Raw genomic sequence first — 15,334 nt, forward strand, 5'->3', positions numbered from 1 at the left:
CATTACGCAGATTTTGTCGGCGCCCGCTCCATAGCCGGTCGCCGTGACTACTCAAGGGTGGCCTCAGGCCTGGTTTGCTGATGTGTGACGAACCATTAACCGAAGCCATCAAAACGCTGGCGGCGGTAACCGCCGCTAAGGTTTCGCTCCTGTAGGTTCACCCTGAAGAAACTCAGGGCCGGCATGCGATGAAGCGTTTCACTGGATTGAAGTTGGTAGGACCTGCGCTATTGCTCGCCGCCGTCGTGATCGCCGGGCTTGCAGCAGTTCCCTATTATGGTGTCGCGCGCCTGGATGCGGAGATCCGCGAGCGTCAGGAGACACTCGTCAAACGAAACATTTCGATCTGGATCACCGACGTCGAATTTGCCCTCACTGCTTGGACAATCTGGGACGAGTCGATCGCGAAAATCGACAACGCATTCGATCCCGAATGGACCGACCGCAACATCGGCAACTCGTTGATTGGAACGTCTCGAACCCGGTTCGTCGCCATTTTGGATGCCGAAGGCAAAATGATCTACGACAAGACCGCCGACGAAGTCGCCACGCGACCATTCTTTCATCGTGGCGCCGCCGAGATCACCGGGGACGCAAGCGCCCTCGTTGCCCAAGTTCGCGACCGCGAGCAGGGTGCAAAGGCATCAGGAATTCCCAATCCTGTTTCATTCAGCAAAATCGAGGTTGTCGGAAGTGACGCCGTGCTGCTGACTGCAAGCCTCTTCCAACCGGATTTCAAAACGGCAACACCGCGCGGACCAAGCGCTCCGATCCTCATTTCGGCGATCCCGATTGCCGGCAGCTTACAGGAGTTCCTGGGTAACCGCTTCCTCCTCGATGATGCGACCATAGGCGGCCAGGCCTCCGTTCCGGACAACCGAGCCCGCGTCGAGGTCGCAGTCGGCACCGATGGGCAAAAGGAAGTCCTGTCCTGGAAGCCACCGACGCCCGCCAGGGATTTACTTTTACAATCTCTTCCCCTTGCAGCCGCAGTCATAGCCGTGCTTGTTTTTGGCGCCATATTTGTTGCGAGGATTTCGCGGCAGGCAGTGGTGTCGTTGGTCGAAGCGGAGAAGCGCATGCGACATGCAGCGACGCATGACTTCCTCACGGGGCTTTCCAATCGCACGACGATCGAACCGCAGTTCAGTCGTCTATCCGAAACAGGAAACGTCACCGTCGTCTGCCTGGACCTCGATGGGTTCAAAGCGGTCAACGACCGGCACGGACATGCCGCCGGCGACGAGGTACTCCGGCAGGTCGCTCAACGCCTTCGATCGTCCACGAGGCATGACGACATTGTCTTCCGTCTGGGCGGTGACGAATTCGCAATTCTGATGCCTTCGACCACACAGGTCGAAGCGGAGCTGAGTTGCCGGCGGCTTTCGTTGCTTCTCGGCCAGCCCTATGACCTCGATCACATCGAAGCGCGAATTGGCGCCTCGTTCGGTATTGATCATGCCGGTTCAGTTTCAGACCGCAGCTGTGACGAAGCCCTCAAGAGAGCCGACGAAGCGCTTTACGCGGCCAAATCGATTGGCCGCGGATCCGTGGTGACTTTTCAGGCGCAGGGCGACGCCATGCTGGCATGCGCTTGAGGCTGAAGAGAGCATCACCGGCTCGTGACCTTCGCATCCCAGGCTCGCATCTTGGTGCAGGTTCATCACACTGAGCGGTTCTCGCGATATGGACTTTTTCGGTCACTGTGAAGCCGAGCGCTTGGGTCGTCGAGTGAACTCCAGAAGGTCGTTAGCCGCGATATCAGCCGGGGTAAATTCGTCGCAGGCAAGGTAAGGTGTTTCTACCAGCAGACGCGTTACCAGCTTCAGCCAGCTTTCGAACATGTCCTGGGCCAGCAACCGCCACTCTTGAAAAATTGCGCCTGCTGCCGCCTTTCCCGTCAGAGACGACCGGCGGGCTGGCAGGTCATTTGCCTCTATATGCCGGCTATCCATCGGGCATAATTGCAATCGGGCCGCGAACGGTATCCGGCGCCGCTGAAAATGCCGGCTGATTCCATAACCATTTGAAATCAAATATACTATTTTTAGCTGTGCCCATTCATTGATCACGAACTCTGCTTGACACTTTTTTAACCCCTGCCTATGGTTTTTACCAAATAGTCAAAAAAGGGGAACGACTATGAAAAATCAGATCATCATGTCTCGCCGTACCGTTCTGGCCTCGGGCATTGCGCTCGGTGTCAGCGCGCTTTCTCCCGCCGCACGCGCCGCCGCACCGCTCAAGGTGGCCGGCATCCACGCCTCGCCGGTCGAAAATGCCTGGAACTCCTGTCTCCATGCAGCCCTTCAAGCCGCGGCGAAGGAAGGCGTCATCGAATATGTCTTCTCCGAGGGCGTCTCGGGCACCGATTACCCGCGCGCCATGCGCGAATATGCCGAACAGGGCAACAAGCTGATCATCGGCGAGGCCTATGCGGTCGAAAAGGAAGCGCGCCAGGTGGCCGCCGAATATCCCGACACCGCTTTTGTTCTCGGCTCCAGCGGCAATGAGGAAGGCGACAATTTCGGCGTCTTCGGCACCTGGAACCATGACGGTGCCTATCTGGCCGGGATGCTCGCCGGCAAGATGACGAAGTCCAACGTCGTGGGTTCCGTCGGTGCGATCCCGATCCCCGAAGTCAACATGCTGATCAATGCCTTCGGCGAAGGCGTCAAGGCCGTGAACCCCGACGCCAAGCACCTCGTTGCCTTCATCGGCACGTTCTTCGACCCGCCGAAGGCGCGTGAAGCCGGCCTTGCCCAGATCGATGCAGGCGCGGACATTCTGTTCGGCGAGCGCATCGGCACGGCGGATGCCGCCAAGGAGCGCGGCATCAAGGCTGTCGGATCGCTGATCGACTACTCGCCGCGTTATCCCGACACGGTATTCGCCAACGCGCTCTGGGGCTTCCGTCCGATCCTCAATGCGGCGATCGCCGACGTTCAGGCCGGCAAGCCTGTTGGCAAGAACTACACGGCCTTCGGCCTGATGAAGGAAGGCGGCAGCGACATCGTCTATGTGAAGGGTGTTGCCCCGGCCGACGCCGAAACGGCAATGGAAGCCAAGCGCGCCGAAATCAAGGCCGGAACCTTCGAAGTTCCGAGAAACATGGACCAGCCGAAGTAATTCTCACCCATGTTTCAGGACGCAACGGCGCTCGCCGGGTCGATCAGGGACGGCCGGACCTCGGCAAGCGAGGCCATGCAGGCCGCTATCGACGCGGCCGCGCGTGAGGAGGCGCTTGGCGCGATCGCCTATCTCGATACCGGGATGGGCATAGAAGCTGCGCGCCGCCTCGACGTCGAGCGGCAAAGCGAGCCCGAGCGTTTCAACGCCCGCGTCTTCGCTGGCGTGCCGACGCTCGCCAAGGATCTCGGCGGGCCGTTTGCGGGCCTGCCCGTTGCGGCCGGTTCGCGGCTCTTCGATCGCCGGAAATCCGGCCTCGATTCCGACCTCGCCGGCCGTTTTCGCGACGCCGGTCTTGTTCCCTTCGGCCTGACCACCAGTCCGGAATTTGGCCTGTCGCTCGCCAGCGAGCCGGCGATCGGCCCGCTCTGCCGCAATCCGCTCGACCGGAACCGGACACCCGGAGGCTCGTCGGGCGGGGCGGCGGCGGCCGTTGCCGCAGGCATCGTTGCAATCGCGCACGCGACCGACGCCGGTGGATCGATCCGTGTGCCGGCAGCGTGCTGCGGCCTCGTCGGCCTGAAGCCCGGCCGCGGCGCAATGCCCGCCGGACCTTTCTTCGGCAACCATCTCGGCGGGATTGCCAGCGAAATGGCGGTCACGCGCTCCGTACGGGACGCCGCCGCCATATTCGAAGCGCTCGAAGGCGCTGCCCGCGGTCCATTTGCGGACGCACCATCTGCGGCGCCACCGGAGCGGCCGCTGCGGATCGGCGTGCTGACCGATACGGGCGCGGCCTATCCGACCACCGCAGACCGCGCGCAGGCGGTAGAAGACGCCGCGAAGTTCCTGGAAGGCCGCGGTCACGCCATCGTAGCGCTCGCCTGGCAGGATTTTGCGCCTCTCGCCGATACAAGCGCAAAAGTCTTCGGCAACATTATCGCCGCCAATCTTGCCGCCTTGATCGATGGCCTTGCTCTAGACGCCGGCAAGACGGAAAAGATGACGCAGGCCTTCATCAACCGTGGACGCACCATGCCGGCAACGGAACTCTGGAAATCACTCGATGCCGGTGTGCGGGTCAGCCATGGTCTCTGGTCCCTGTTCGACAAGGTCGATGCGATTGTCACGCCGATGCTTTCGAGCGCAGCGCTGCCGATCGGCTCGTTTCCATCGGATCACGATGACACCGAGCTTCATCTCAACCGCATGACCGCCTTTGCGCCGCTCGCGGCGCTCGCCAATATATCGGGTTTTCCCGCGATCACCCTGCCCTTCGGCAAGGACGCCGACGGCCTGCCGCTACCGGTCCAGATCATCGCTCCGTTCAGCCAGGAGAAACTGCTGCTTTCTCTGGCCGCCACGCTGGAAGCCGACGAACGCTGGCAGCACCCCTTCAGCGTTGCAGGACTGAACGCATGAGCGAAAAGGTTCTCGAGCTCCTCGGCATCAGCAAGCGCTTCGGCGACAATCTCGCCAATGACGACATCTCGCTCGCCCTCGACAAGGGCGAGATCGTTGCCCTTCTCGGCGAGAACGGAGCAGGGAAGACGACGCTGATGAGCATCCTCTTCGGCCACTATGTGCCGGACAGCGGATCGATCCGCATTCACGGAAAGGATATCCCGCCCGGACGGCCGCGTGCCGCGATTGCCGCAGGCGTCGGCATGGTTCACCAGCATTTCGCGCTCGCCCCCAACCTGACCGTGCTCGAAAACGTCATGACGGGGACGGAGACGCTCTGGAATATCCGCTCGCAATCGGCTGCGGCACGCCGCAAACTTGCCGGGATCGCCGACCGCTTCGGCCTCAAGGTCGACCCGGATGCCCGTCTCGGCGATCTCTCTGTCGGCGAGCAGCAGCGCGTCGAGATCCTGAAGGCGCTGTATAACGATGCGCGCATCCTGATCCTCGACGAGCCGACGGCCGTGCTGACCAATATCGAGGCCGAGCGGCTGTTTTCGACGTTGAAGGAAATGGCACGCCAGGGCCTTTCGCTGATTTTCATTTCGCACAAGCTCGACGAGGTCATGGCCGCGGCAGATCGTATCGTCGTCTTGAGAGGGGGCAGGATGGTCGCCGAGCGCCGGGCCGCGGAGACCAGCAAGGCGGAACTTGCCGAACTGATGGTCGGGCGGCGCGTCGAGCGGCCGGTGCGCGAACCCTCGACACCCGGCCCTGTTGCGCTTGAAGCGCGCGGCCTGACGGTCCGCATCGGCGGCGTGGACCGGCTGAAAGAGATCGGCTTCACGCTTTGCGAAGGCGAGGTTCTCGGGATCATCGGGGTATCCGGAAACGGCCAGGCACCTCTGGCTCAGCTTCTCTCCGGCACGCTGGCCCGCACGGGAGGCCATCTCCTGCTTTATGGCGAGCCCGTCGGCAATCTCGGCGTCACTGATGTGATTGCCGCCGGGATCGGCCGCATTCCGGAGGATCGCAACCGGGAAGGCGCGATCGGCGACATGGCCATCTGGGAAAATGCCGTACTCGAAAGGCTGCCGGAATATTCCCGCAATGGCCTCGTCGACCGCAAGGCCGGCATGGCCTTCGCCACCGAAATCATTCAGGAATTCGACGTGCGCGGCGGAGCAGCGGCAAGCCGCACCCGGCTTCTTTCCGGGGGCAACATGCAAAAGCTGATCCTCGGACGCAATCTTCAGCGCCGTCCGCGCATCCTGATCGCTGCCCAGCCGGCACGCGGTCTCGACGAAGGTGCGGTCGCCGCGGTGCATGCTCGTATTCTCGACGCGCGCCGCGCCGGTACCGCCGTCCTGCTGATCTCCGAAGATCTGGACGAGGTGATATCGCTCGCTGACCGCATCCAGGCCATCGTCGGCGGGCGTCTGTCGCCTTCTGTCGATGCGGCGGAAGCCAACGCGCGCCGCCTCGGATTGATGATGGCGGGCGATTGGAGCCATACCGCGGAGACCCGTCATGCGCCTTGAACGCCGCGAACATCGGCCGCTCTATCTGATGGCCGGGGCGCCGGTCGCCGCAATCATCGTTGCCCTGGCGCTGTCAGGCATTCTGATCGCCATTGCCGGTGCGCCGGTGCTGGAAGCCTACAAGCGTATCCTCATCGGCGCCTTTGGTTCGCGGCTTTCGGCAACGGAAACGCTGACGCGGGCCACGCCGCTGATCCTGACCGGGCTTGCCGCCGCAGTCGCCTTTCGCGCCCGCCTCTGGAACATCGGGGCCGAGGGACAATTCTATTTCGGCGCCATCGCGGTCGCCGCCTTCGGCTCGAAACTGCTTGCCGGTCTCCCCTCCGTCGCGCTCATTCCGCTGCTCCTCGTCATTGGCGCCATCGCCGGCATGGTGCTGATCCTCGTGCCGCTCTGGCTGCGCCTGCGCTTTTCGGTCGATGAGGTCGTCACCAGCCTGCTCATGAACTTCATCGCCATTCTCTTCGTTTCGATGCTGATCGATGGCGTGCTCAAGGATCCCCTCGCCTTCGGCTGGCCGCAATCGCAGTCGGTCGCCGATCACGCCATGCTGCCGAAGCTGCTTGCCCGCTCTCGCCTCCATATCGGCCTAGCGATTGCCATCGGCCTGGCGATCGCCATCCATTTCATCCAATCGCGCACCGTCTTCGGCATGCAGTCGCGGGCCGCCGGCCTCAATCCGCAGGGCGCCGTCTTCGCCGGCGTTCCGCTCGCCCGCACGCTGGTCAAGGTTGCCTGCATCTCCGGTGGGCTGGCGGGCCTTGCCGGTGCCATCGAGGTGATGGGCGTCAGGGGTTATGTGACCACCGACCTCTCGCCGGGCTTCGGCTATTCCGGCATCGTGGTTGCCATGCTGGCGAACCTCAATCCGATCGGCGTTATCTTCGCGGCGCTGTTTACGGCCGTGATGTTTGTCGGCGCCGACGGCATGAGCCGCAGCCTGGGCATCCCGACCTATATTGCCGACGTCACGGTCGCGCTTTCGCTTCTCACGATGGTCGTGGCACTGTTCTTCACGCAATACAGGATCCGCCGATGAGCACGCTGATCGACATCCTTGCATCGGCCGGCCTCTGGGCGGCGATCCTGCGCATCGCGACGCCGCTGATCTTCGGCACGCTCGGCGCGCTGCTCTGCGAGCGCGCAGGCGTGCTCAATCTCGGCATCGAGGGGATCATGACCTTCGGCGCCATGATCGGCTGGCTTGCCGTCTATCACGGTGCCGATCTCTGGACGGGATTGTTGGTGGCGGCACTCGCCGGCGGCCTGTTCGGATTGCTGCATTCGCTGCTGACGGTGACGCTCGGTCTTTCGCAGCATGTGACCGGCCTCGGCGTGACGCTCTTTGCCTCCAGCTTCAGCTACTATGTGTTCCGGCTGATCGTTCCGGTCGCCGGCACCCCGCCGACGATCGTGCCGTTCCAGCCGATCGACATTCCCGGCCTCTCATCCCTGCCCTTCATCGGCCCGGCGCTCTTCACGCAGACGGCGCCGACCTATCTGGCGATCGCCGTCGCGCTTCTGATGGGATACGTGATCTTTCGCACGCCTGTCGGGCTTGCCATTCGCATGACGGGTGAAAATCCACATGCCGCCGAGGCGCAGGGACTAAATCCGGTGCGGATCCGCTATGGCGCGATCGTCGCCGGCAGCGCCCTGATGGCGGTCGGCGGTGCCTTCCTGACCCTGTCGGCATTCAACAGCTTCTTTCCGACGATGGTGCAGGGCCGCGGCTGGATCTGCATCGCGCTCGTTGTCTTTGCATCGTGGCGGCCGGGCCGCGCGCTGTTCGGCGCCCTGCTCTTCGCCTTTTTCGATGCCTTCCAGCTCAGGCTGCAGACTGCCGTCAGCGGCGTGCCCTACCAGATATTCCTGATGACGCCGTATATCCTGTCCATCGTCGCGCTTGCCGTCATGGCGCGGCGCGCCCGCGTGCCGCAGGCGCTGATGCAACCCTACCGCCGCGGCGAGCGATAGTTTTCCGAAAAGGAGCCAGCCATGTTCGATCTGATCATCCGCGATGCCAACCTGCCTGATGGACGCAAGGGAATGGACATCGCCGTTTCCGGCGGCCTGATCGCGGCGGTAGAGAAGACTATCGAAGCAACGGCCGGCGAGGAGATCATGGCGACCAATCGCCTGGTCTCGCCACCCTTTATCGATCCGCATTTTCACATGGATGCGACATTGTCGCTCGGCCTGCCGCGCATGAATGTCTCGGGCACATTGCTCGAAGGCATTGCGCTCTGGGGCGAGTTGCGGCCGATCGTGACGAAGGAGGAACTGGTCGAGCGCGCACTCAGATATTGCGACCTCGCCGTCAGCCAGGGCCTGCTCTTCATCCGCAGCCATGTCGACACCTCTGATCCGAGACTGGTGACGGCGGAGGCCCTGCTCGAGGTCAAGGAGCGGGTGAAGCCCTATATCGACCTGCAGCTCGTCGCCTTCCCGCAGGATGGGTACTACCGCGCCGCGGACGGGGTCGCTTCGCTCAACCGCGCCCTCGACATGGGCGTCGATATCGTCGGCGGCATCCCGCATTTCGAACGCACGATGGATGAAGGGCGCCTATCAGTGGAAGCGCTCTGCCGCATCGCCGCCGACCGCGGCCTGCCGGTCGACATGCATTGCGACGAAACCGACGATCCTCACTCGCGCCATATCGAAACGCTTGCCGCCGAAACAGTCCGTTTCGGCTTGCAGGGCCGGGTGGCCGGCTCGCATCTGACCTCGATGCATTCGATGGACAACTACTATGTCTCGAAGCTCATTCCGCTGATGGCAGAGGCGCGGATCAACGTCATCCCGAACCCTTTGATCAACATCATGCTGCAGGGCCGGCATGACACCTATCCCAAGCGCCGCGGCATGACTCGCGTACGCGAGCTGATGGATGCCGGGCTCAACGTATCCTTCGGGCACGACTGCGTCATGGACCCCTGGTATTCGATGGGTTCCGGCGACATGCTGGAGGTCGGCCACATGGCGATCCATGTGGCGCAGATGGCGGGCGTGGAAGACAAGAAGAAGATTTTCGAGGCCCTGACCGTCAACTCGGCGAAAACGCTTGGGCTCGAAGGCTATGGGCTGGACAAGGGCAGCAAGGCCGACCTCGTCATCCTTCAGGCGGCCGATCCGCTGGAAGCGCTTCGCCTCAAGCCGGTCCGCCTGGCCGTTATCAAGGGCGGAAAGGTGATCGCGCACACCGCGCCTCGGATCACGACCATATCGATCGACGGGCGGCCGCAGGCAATCGATATCGGGCTCGACTACATTCCCAGGGCGTAACTGCGCAGCGGCCCTTCACGCGAGAAGCGTTCAGGATCTCGCGCTTGCCTGCGCGACGGAAGCCTGATGCCCGGTTTGCCTGTCGCCACCGCCGGCCCACAGGGCGAGCATGATCACCGCAGCGATCAGATAGAAGATCTTGTTCGAGAGATTGCGCAGGGATTTGTTGGCGCGCGTGCATTCGAAATGGGGTTGCAAGGGCTTGGTCCGGTGGATCGAAGTCGCGGAACCTAATGTTTTAGTCCCACCAAATAAATAGCCAATCCCGAAAGCCTTGCATGCACTGAGTGAATAGCTTTACGTCCAACGACGATAGGAGACCTGTCTATTTTACGATGACATCAATAACCGAGAGAGCCTGGGACGAGCTTGCAAACGCCGCGCGCAGCAGGTCGCCCTTCAACTTCCTTCAGCTCGCGACATCCGGGCTCGACGGCTCACCGCAGCTGCGCACCGTCGTGCTCCGGCGCTGTGATCCGAAGGAGGCAACGATTACGTTCATCACCGACATCAGATCGCCAAAGGCAATCGAGATCGGCCGCGACCCGCGCGTTTCACTCCTCGGCTTCGATCCCGCCCGAATGATCCAGCTACGCCTCTCCGGCGACGCTCAACTCATCACCGACGAGCAAAAGCGGCACGAGATCTGGGCAGCACTGCCGGAGCGAACCACCGCACTTTTCAAAATGCCTCTGGCTCCCGGAACTGCCATTGGCGATGACGGCGATGCATTGCATCGCGCCGCCCTCGACAATCCGGACGTGGCATTCGCGAGACTGGCGGTTATCATCGTTCGTCTCTCTCGCCTCGAATGGCTGGACGTCAGCGGCGAAGATCACCTGCGTTGGGCGAGCGAACTGACGGCCAGTGGCTGGAAAGACGTGAGGCTGTCACCCTGAGAAATTCGAAATGAATCGCTATCCGATGTTCAGTCCCCAACTGCTGATCAGCTTCGTCGCGGTTTGCGAGACGAGCAGCTTCACGCGTGCCGCCGATCGGGTCTCGCTTTCTCAATCGACAATCAGCCAGCAGGTTCGCCGTCTTGAGGAACTGCTGGGAAAAGCCCTCTTCGAACGGACGTCGCACGAGGTGCGCCTGACCGAGGAGGGCATCAAGCTCCTGAGTTACGCCCGGCGCATCATCGCGCTGAACGAGGAAGCGCATGATGCGCTGACCGGTCCCTGGCGAGATGGCGTGCTACGGCTCGGCATGCCCGAGGACCTGACGGTTCCCACGATCGATCTTCTCGCCGCATTCAAGCGCGACAATCCCCACCTAAGGTTGGACGTTTCGAGCGGTCTCAGCCGCGAACTTCACAGGGCATATGTTCTGGAAGAGCTGGACCTGGTGCTCGTCAAGCAGGTGCGGGCGCACCTGCCGCGCGCCGCGCGGCCAGAGCCCCTGCTCTGGCTCGACAGCCTCAGACATCCGGCAATCGAGCAGTCCCCCGTGCCGATCGCGGTCTTTCCGGTCAATGGGCTTTATCGCGAGGAGCTCTGCGATACGCTTGATGGCCTCGGTCTCAGATGGCGCGTGAGCTATAGCAGCGCAGCACTTGCCGCCCTTGCCGCGGCGTCCGCGGCCGGGCTCGGGGTCAGCCTGCTTCCGGCGAATTGCCGCCAGCCCGAGCATCGCGTTCTCGGCCGGGATGAAGGTCTTCAGCCGGTGGAGAATTTCGAACTGGCCCTCTTCTATCGCGATGATGCCTCGCCGCTGGCGCTCGATCTCGCCGAGCGGCTGATCGCGTTCTGCGGTTTGTCGCGCTGACTATTGGCAAATCGAATAGCCAGCATTCGCATAAGTCGCTGCCATCTCGTAGCCGCCTTGGCTAAATGTGCCGTCACCCATTTCTGCACGACGATGAGGAGACGATCATGCAAAATAGCCTATCACAGAGCCGCCGCGGCTTCCTGAGCCGTGCCGGGCAGCTGACGACGGCTGCCGCCGTTGCAGGCCTGACCGGCGGAGCTAGCCGCGAGGCATCGGCCGAAACGCAGAATTGCGTCGAAGATGCCGCCGTAACCGCGATCGCCGACAAGCATTACCTGCTTGCAGACGTCAGGCTCGAGGAAGGTTTCGAGAAGGATGGCGATGTCGTCATTGCGACCCGCACCGCACTTTCCACACTCGAGATCAAGGATGGCAAGATCGTCGCACTTCATGCTGCCGGCGCCGCGCTTCCGGCGGGACTGCCGACCTATCAGGCGAATGGTCAGCTTGCCCTTCCCTCGACGCGCGACATGCACATTCACCTCGACAAGACCTTTTACGGCGGCCCATGGCAGGCGCCGCTGCCCCGCCAGGGCAAGACGATCATGGATATGATCGCGCTTGAGGAAAAGCTGCTCCCGAAACTGCTGCCGACCTCGGTGGAGCGAGCCGAAGGCCTGATCGCTCTCCTGCAGTCCAAGGGCAGCACGACGGCGAGGAGCCACTGCAACATCGATCCGGTAAGTGGTCTCAAAAGCCTTGAACACCTGAAGATCGCGCTTGAGAAACACAAGGACGATTTCTCCTGCGAGATCGTTGCTTTTCCTCAGCATGGCCTTCTTCACTCAAAGGTCGACGGGCTGATGCGCGAAGCGATGCAGATGGGCGTCGACTATGTCGGCGGCCTCGATCCGACCAATGTCGATGGCGCCATGGAGAAATCCCTCGACGCCATGTTCCAGATTGCGCTGGATACCGGCAAGGGCGTCGACATCCACCTGCATGAGACCAGCCCGGCCGGCGTCGCCGCCATCAACTACATGATCGATACCGTTGAAAAGAACGGCGCGCTGCAGGGCAAGGTGACGATCAGCCACGCCTTCGCATTGACAACGCTTTCACCGGAGGCTCTGGAAGAGACGGCCAAACGGCTTGCCGCCAACCGCATCACCATTGCCTCGACCGTGCCGATTGGCGGCCTGATGATGCCGCTGCCGCAACTGAGCAAAGCCGGCGTCTTCGTCATGACCGGAACCGACAGCGTCATCGACCATTGGTCTCCGTTCGGCAGCGGCGACATGTTTGAGAAGGCCTATCTCTACGCGCAGCTCTATCGCGGTTCGGACGAATATCACTTGTCTCGCTCGCTCGCGATCTCGACCGGAGGCGTCCTTCCGCTGGACAACGATGGCGCCCGCGCCTGGCCGAAGGCTGGCGATGATGCCGGTTTCACGCTGACAGGTGCAAGCTGCTCGGCAGAGGCCGTGGCCCGGGTCTCCCCGCGCACAGCAACGTTCCATCAGGGGCGCCTGGTTTCAGGCGGCGTCAACAAGGCCTCGTCCTGAAAGCTGGCCTTGGCGTCCGCAGAGTGCCGCACAGAACCGTGGGCGGCACGTCAGTCCCTGACGACGACGCAGCAATGGCCATCGGCGATAAAGGATCGAACAGAAGTCGATCCCGCGGCGGCGCTGGCACCGGGGCGTTGCGAACCGCTGTCGGCACGGAGGTCGCGGCCGACCTAAGGCCGCGGGCAAAGTTCCGCTACGATGGCGGATCATCGCAGTTAAGCGTCAGTCACCGACATTTGGCGTGAGCTCTTCCAAGACGACTTCCTGATGAACGACGTTCAGGAAATAGCGCACCGCGGGGGAGAGGAAGCTGCGTGAGCGGTGAACAATATCGAACTGCCGGTGGAGCGTCGTTGCGGTGTTTTCCAGCTCGACGATACCTGTCGACGCCGCGAGGTTCCGGCGCGACATGAAGCTCAAGAGGTCGGTTTCTTCGAGAATGAAGGGTGCGGCAACCAATGGCGTTGCCGTGACCGCCGCATCCGGCGCCGGAAGCCCTGCGGCAAGGAAGACATGTTCGAGCCACTGGCGCGTCGAAACGGCCGGCGTCGGCAGGACCCAGGAGAATTTCGACATCGCCTCCAGGCTGGGCTCCTGATCGACAAGCGGATGGCCCTTGCCAGCCACAACGACGACAGTGTCACTCAGAAGTGGTGTCGAGACAATCCAGTCGTCGGCTTCGGCTGGACGTCCCGGACGAATGATGATGTCGATCGACCCGGCCTTGAGAGCGTCCTCCAGCGCGTCATCCATCGCAGTGCGGATCAAGAGACGAAGGTCCGGCGCCTTCTCGCGCAAGGTGCGGCAGACCCCCGGAAGAAAGAACTGAGCTATCGACGCCGAGCATCCGACGCGCACCGTTCCCGCGATCCCCTTGCGAAATGACGAGACCTGGATGCGGATATCCTCAAGGTCATGCGCCAGCAACTGGTAGCGCTCCTGCAGAAGCTTTCCGGCTTCGGTGAGCACGATACCGCGCCCTGCCCTGTCGAAAAGCGCGACACCATAGGCATCCTCCAGCCGCTGGATGCACTTCGACAGGGCAGGCTGCGACAGGTTCAGCGCCTCGGCCGCGCGCCCGAGATGCCCGAACTCGGCAACCTTGAGGAAATAGCGAAGGTCGCGAAGATCCATTGATTACCCAAAGTTATGAAAGGTTGAAAATTCGCGAATAGACTTGCAGAGCCGCCGGGTCAATAAGCAGTCCCGTTTTCGGTAATCTGCCACAACGAGCAGATCGAGAACATTTTTTTATTGGTCGCCGGGAGGAACCGTTGCGGCCACGCTTACAGTGACGGCAGGCGCCGTCGGGAGGACCTTGTGATCGCCAGTCTCGGCTATCTGATGATAGCGTCGTTCCTGATCTCCGTGATCAGAAAGCATATTTCCGTTTTCGCCGGGCTTATCGGCGTGTCTGTTGTCTTCGGCGGCGCTGCAGCGCTCTGGACCACCGGATCGATCGATCCGATCTTCGGCTGGTTCCGCGACGGGCTTTTCTACACCGTCAACGATGCAGGCAAAGTCAGCCTCGGCACCATCAACCCGACAATCATGATCCTTTTCGCGATCATGTATTTCAGCATCATGATGAATGTCGGGCTCTTCGACCCGCTTTGCACATTCCTCATCCGCCGCGCCAAGGGCGATCCTCTCAAGATCCTGATGGTCACGGTTTTCGTGACATCGGTGGTGACGCTCGATGGCGACGGCACGACGACTATCCTGATCATCACCAGCACGTTCGTGCCGCTCTTCCGCCGCATGAACATGAAGCTTTCGAATCTGGCAATGCTCATCATCCTGCCGACCGGTCTGGGCAACTGTCTGCCGTGGGGTGGCCCGCTCGTGCGCGCTGCGGCCGTTCTGAAGGTCGAAGTCAACGAACTCTTCATTCAGATCCTGCCAATCCTTGCCGTATCGCTCGTCTACATTTTCTTCCTTGCCTATTTCATGGGCCAGAAGGAGCGCAAGCGCCTCGGATACGACCTGAAGGCCGCGGACCAGATCGATCGCCAGCAGATCGAAGAGATGGTCAATGTCATCCTCGACAATGACAAGGAGTTGAAGCGCCCGCGGCTCTTCCTGTTCAATCTGGCCCTGACCGTCGCAACACTGGTCGCCGTCCTTATGGGCTGGGTCGGCGGAGCGCTTGCCTTCACCATCGCCACTGCGATAGCGCTCGCCGTCAACTACACGGCCGCCGAACAGCGCGAGCGGATCACGGCCAATGGCGGCGATGCGATTGCCGTCACATCGATCATCATCGCGGCCGGCTTCTTCCTCGGCGTCCTCAGCGGCAGCGGCATGTCGACGGCCATCGCCGAGACGCTGACGCATCTCATTCCGGATACGCTTGGCAGCCACGTCGGCATTATCTTCGCACTGGTCGGCGCGATCGCCTGCTACGCGCTTCCGATCGATGCCTACTATTTCGGTATCCTTCCGGTCATCGCACCGATCGGCGCCAAATACGGGCTGACTCCGCATGAAGTCGGGATGGCTTCCTTCATGGGCCAGGCGATCCGCTACGGCTCGCCGACCGTTGCCTGGCTCTTCCTTCTGATGGACCGCACCGAGATGTCGTTCGCCGACTATCAGAAGGAATTCTTCAAATACTCGATCCCGATGTTCGTCATCTTCATCGTGGTCGCAATCGTGACTGGCGTTCTTCCGGTCTGATGCCGGAAGCATAAT

At 61.9% G+C, this 15,334-nt stretch carries 14 protein-coding genes; 11 read left to right on the forward strand and 3 right to left on the reverse strand.

Annotated elements, in window-relative coordinates; genetic code table 11:
• The first annotated feature begins 188 nt into the window (after positions 1 to 188).
• Positions 189 to 1,598, forward strand: coding sequence for a sensor domain-containing diguanylate cyclase (locus tag ACODR6_RS04410; protein WP_489021040.1), 1,410 nt, complete (start codon positions 189 to 191; stop codon positions 1,596 to 1,598).
• 102 nt (positions 1,599 to 1,700) lie between these two features.
• On the opposite strand, the gene ACODR6_RS04415 is transcribed toward ACODR6_RS04410, so the two are convergent.
• Positions 1,701 to 2,072, reverse strand: a complete 372-nt coding sequence (locus tag ACODR6_RS04415; protein WP_489021042.1) for a hypothetical protein — start codon at positions 2,070 to 2,072, stop codon at positions 1,701 to 1,703.
• 70 nt (positions 2,073 to 2,142) lie between these two features.
• Between ACODR6_RS04415 and ACODR6_RS04420 the strand changes: the two genes are divergently transcribed.
• The 6 genes from ACODR6_RS04420 to ACODR6_RS04445 are packed head-to-tail and all read left to right on the forward strand — an operon-like array spanning position 2,143 to position 9,362.
• A complete protein-coding gene (locus ACODR6_RS04420; protein ID WP_112714669.1) occupies positions 2,143 to 3,129 on the forward strand; it encodes a BMP family protein in 987 nt (328 codons plus the stop codon).
• Positions 3,130 to 3,138: 9 nt separating this feature from the next.
• Complete coding sequence (locus ACODR6_RS04425; RefSeq protein ID WP_489021045.1) at positions 3,139 to 4,551, forward strand: amidase; 1,413 nt, start codon at positions 3,139 to 3,141, stop codon at positions 4,549 to 4,551.
• A complete protein-coding gene (locus tag ACODR6_RS04430) occupies positions 4,548 to 6,074 on the forward strand; it encodes an ABC transporter ATP-binding protein (RefSeq protein WP_489021047.1) in 1,527 nt (508 codons plus the stop codon). Before ACODR6_RS04425 ends, ACODR6_RS04430 begins: the two co-directional genes overlap by 4 nt.
• The gene (locus ACODR6_RS04435) at positions 6,064 to 7,113 is read left to right on the forward strand and encodes an ABC transporter permease (protein ID WP_489021049.1); all 1,050 of its coding nucleotides are present in this window, start codon (positions 6,064 to 6,066) and stop codon (positions 7,111 to 7,113) included. Before ACODR6_RS04430 ends, ACODR6_RS04435 begins: the two co-directional genes overlap by 11 nt.
• On the forward strand, positions 7,110 to 8,051 hold the full coding sequence (locus ACODR6_RS04440) for an ABC transporter permease (RefSeq protein ID WP_112714677.1): 942 nt from the start codon (positions 7,110 to 7,112) through the stop codon (positions 8,049 to 8,051). Before ACODR6_RS04435 ends, ACODR6_RS04440 begins: the two co-directional genes overlap by 4 nt.
• 21 nt (positions 8,052 to 8,072) lie before the next feature.
• A complete protein-coding gene (locus ACODR6_RS04445; protein WP_489021052.1) occupies positions 8,073 to 9,362 on the forward strand; it encodes an amidohydrolase family protein in 1,290 nt (429 codons plus the stop codon).
• Between the two features lie 30 nt (positions 9,363 to 9,392).
• On the opposite strand, the gene ACODR6_RS04450 is transcribed toward ACODR6_RS04445, so the two are convergent.
• Positions 9,393 to 9,560, reverse strand: a complete 168-nt coding sequence (locus ACODR6_RS04450) for a hypothetical protein (RefSeq protein WP_162708653.1) — start codon at positions 9,558 to 9,560, stop codon at positions 9,393 to 9,395.
• A gap of 89 nt (positions 9,561 to 9,649) precedes the next feature.
• On the opposite strand from ACODR6_RS04450, the gene ACODR6_RS04455 reads away from it, so the two are divergent.
• From ACODR6_RS04455 to ACODR6_RS04465, 3 genes are all read left to right on the forward strand, one after another.
• Positions 9,650 to 10,261, forward strand: a complete 612-nt coding sequence (locus ACODR6_RS04455) for a pyridoxamine 5'-phosphate oxidase family protein (protein WP_489021054.1) — start codon at positions 9,650 to 9,652, stop codon at positions 10,259 to 10,261.
• A 10-nt stretch (positions 10,262 to 10,271) separates the two neighbouring features.
• Positions 10,272 to 11,129, forward strand: coding sequence for a LysR family transcriptional regulator (locus ACODR6_RS04460; protein WP_489021056.1), 858 nt, complete (start codon positions 10,272 to 10,274; stop codon positions 11,127 to 11,129).
• 107 nt (positions 11,130 to 11,236) lie between these two features.
• Positions 11,237 to 12,637 (forward strand): amidohydrolase family protein, encoded by a 1,401-nt coding sequence (locus ACODR6_RS04465; protein WP_489021058.1) that lies wholly within the window; start codon positions 11,237 to 11,239, stop codon positions 12,635 to 12,637.
• Positions 12,638 to 12,862: 225 nt separating this feature from the next.
• On the opposite strand, the gene ACODR6_RS04470 is transcribed toward ACODR6_RS04465, so the two are convergent.
• Positions 12,863 to 13,774, reverse strand: a complete 912-nt coding sequence (locus ACODR6_RS04470) for a LysR family transcriptional regulator (protein ID WP_489021060.1) — start codon at positions 13,772 to 13,774, stop codon at positions 12,863 to 12,865.
• 186 nt (positions 13,775 to 13,960) lie between these two features.
• Here ACODR6_RS04470 and ACODR6_RS04475 point away from each other — a divergent pair, with 186 nt between their 5' ends.
• Positions 13,961 to 15,319: a citrate:proton symporter gene (locus tag ACODR6_RS04475; RefSeq protein WP_489021062.1), complete on the forward strand. Its 1,359-nt coding sequence runs from the start codon at positions 13,961 to 13,963 to the stop codon at positions 15,317 to 15,319.
• Positions 15,320 to 15,334 lie beyond the last annotated feature (15 nt).

The organism is Rhizobium sp. FG96, from assembly GCF_057808655.1.

What these genes read in the sequence shown, in the direction of transcription:
- ACODR6_RS04410 (WP_489021040.1), top strand. Translation starts at nt 189, where the DNA reads ATGAAGCGTTTCACTGGATTGAAGTTGGTAGGACCTGCGCTATTGCTC.
- ACODR6_RS04420 (WP_112714669.1), top strand. Translation starts at nt 2,143, where the DNA reads ATGAAAAATCAGATCATCATGTCTCGCCGTACCGTTCTGGCCTCGGGC.
- ACODR6_RS04425 (WP_489021045.1), top strand. Translation starts at nt 3,139, where the DNA reads ATGTTTCAGGACGCAACGGCGCTCGCCGGGTCGATCAGGGACGGCCGG.
- ACODR6_RS04430 (WP_489021047.1), top strand. Translation starts at nt 4,548, where the DNA reads ATGAGCGAAAAGGTTCTCGAGCTCCTCGGCATCAGCAAGCGCTTCGGC.
- ACODR6_RS04435 (WP_489021049.1), top strand. Translation starts at nt 6,064, where the DNA reads ATGCGCCTTGAACGCCGCGAACATCGGCCGCTCTATCTGATGGCCGGG.
- ACODR6_RS04440 (WP_112714677.1), top strand. Translation starts at nt 7,110, where the DNA reads ATGAGCACGCTGATCGACATCCTTGCATCGGCCGGCCTCTGGGCGGCG.
- ACODR6_RS04445 (WP_489021052.1), top strand. Translation starts at nt 8,073, where the DNA reads ATGTTCGATCTGATCATCCGCGATGCCAACCTGCCTGATGGACGCAAG.
- ACODR6_RS04460 (WP_489021056.1), top strand. Translation starts at nt 10,272, where the DNA reads ATGAATCGCTATCCGATGTTCAGTCCCCAACTGCTGATCAGCTTCGTC.
- ACODR6_RS04465 (WP_489021058.1), top strand. Translation starts at nt 11,237, where the DNA reads ATGCAAAATAGCCTATCACAGAGCCGCCGCGGCTTCCTGAGCCGTGCC.
- ACODR6_RS04470 (WP_489021060.1), bottom strand. Translation starts at nt 13,774, where the DNA reads ATGGATCTTCGCGACCTTCGCTATTTCCTCAAGGTTGCCGAGTTCGGG.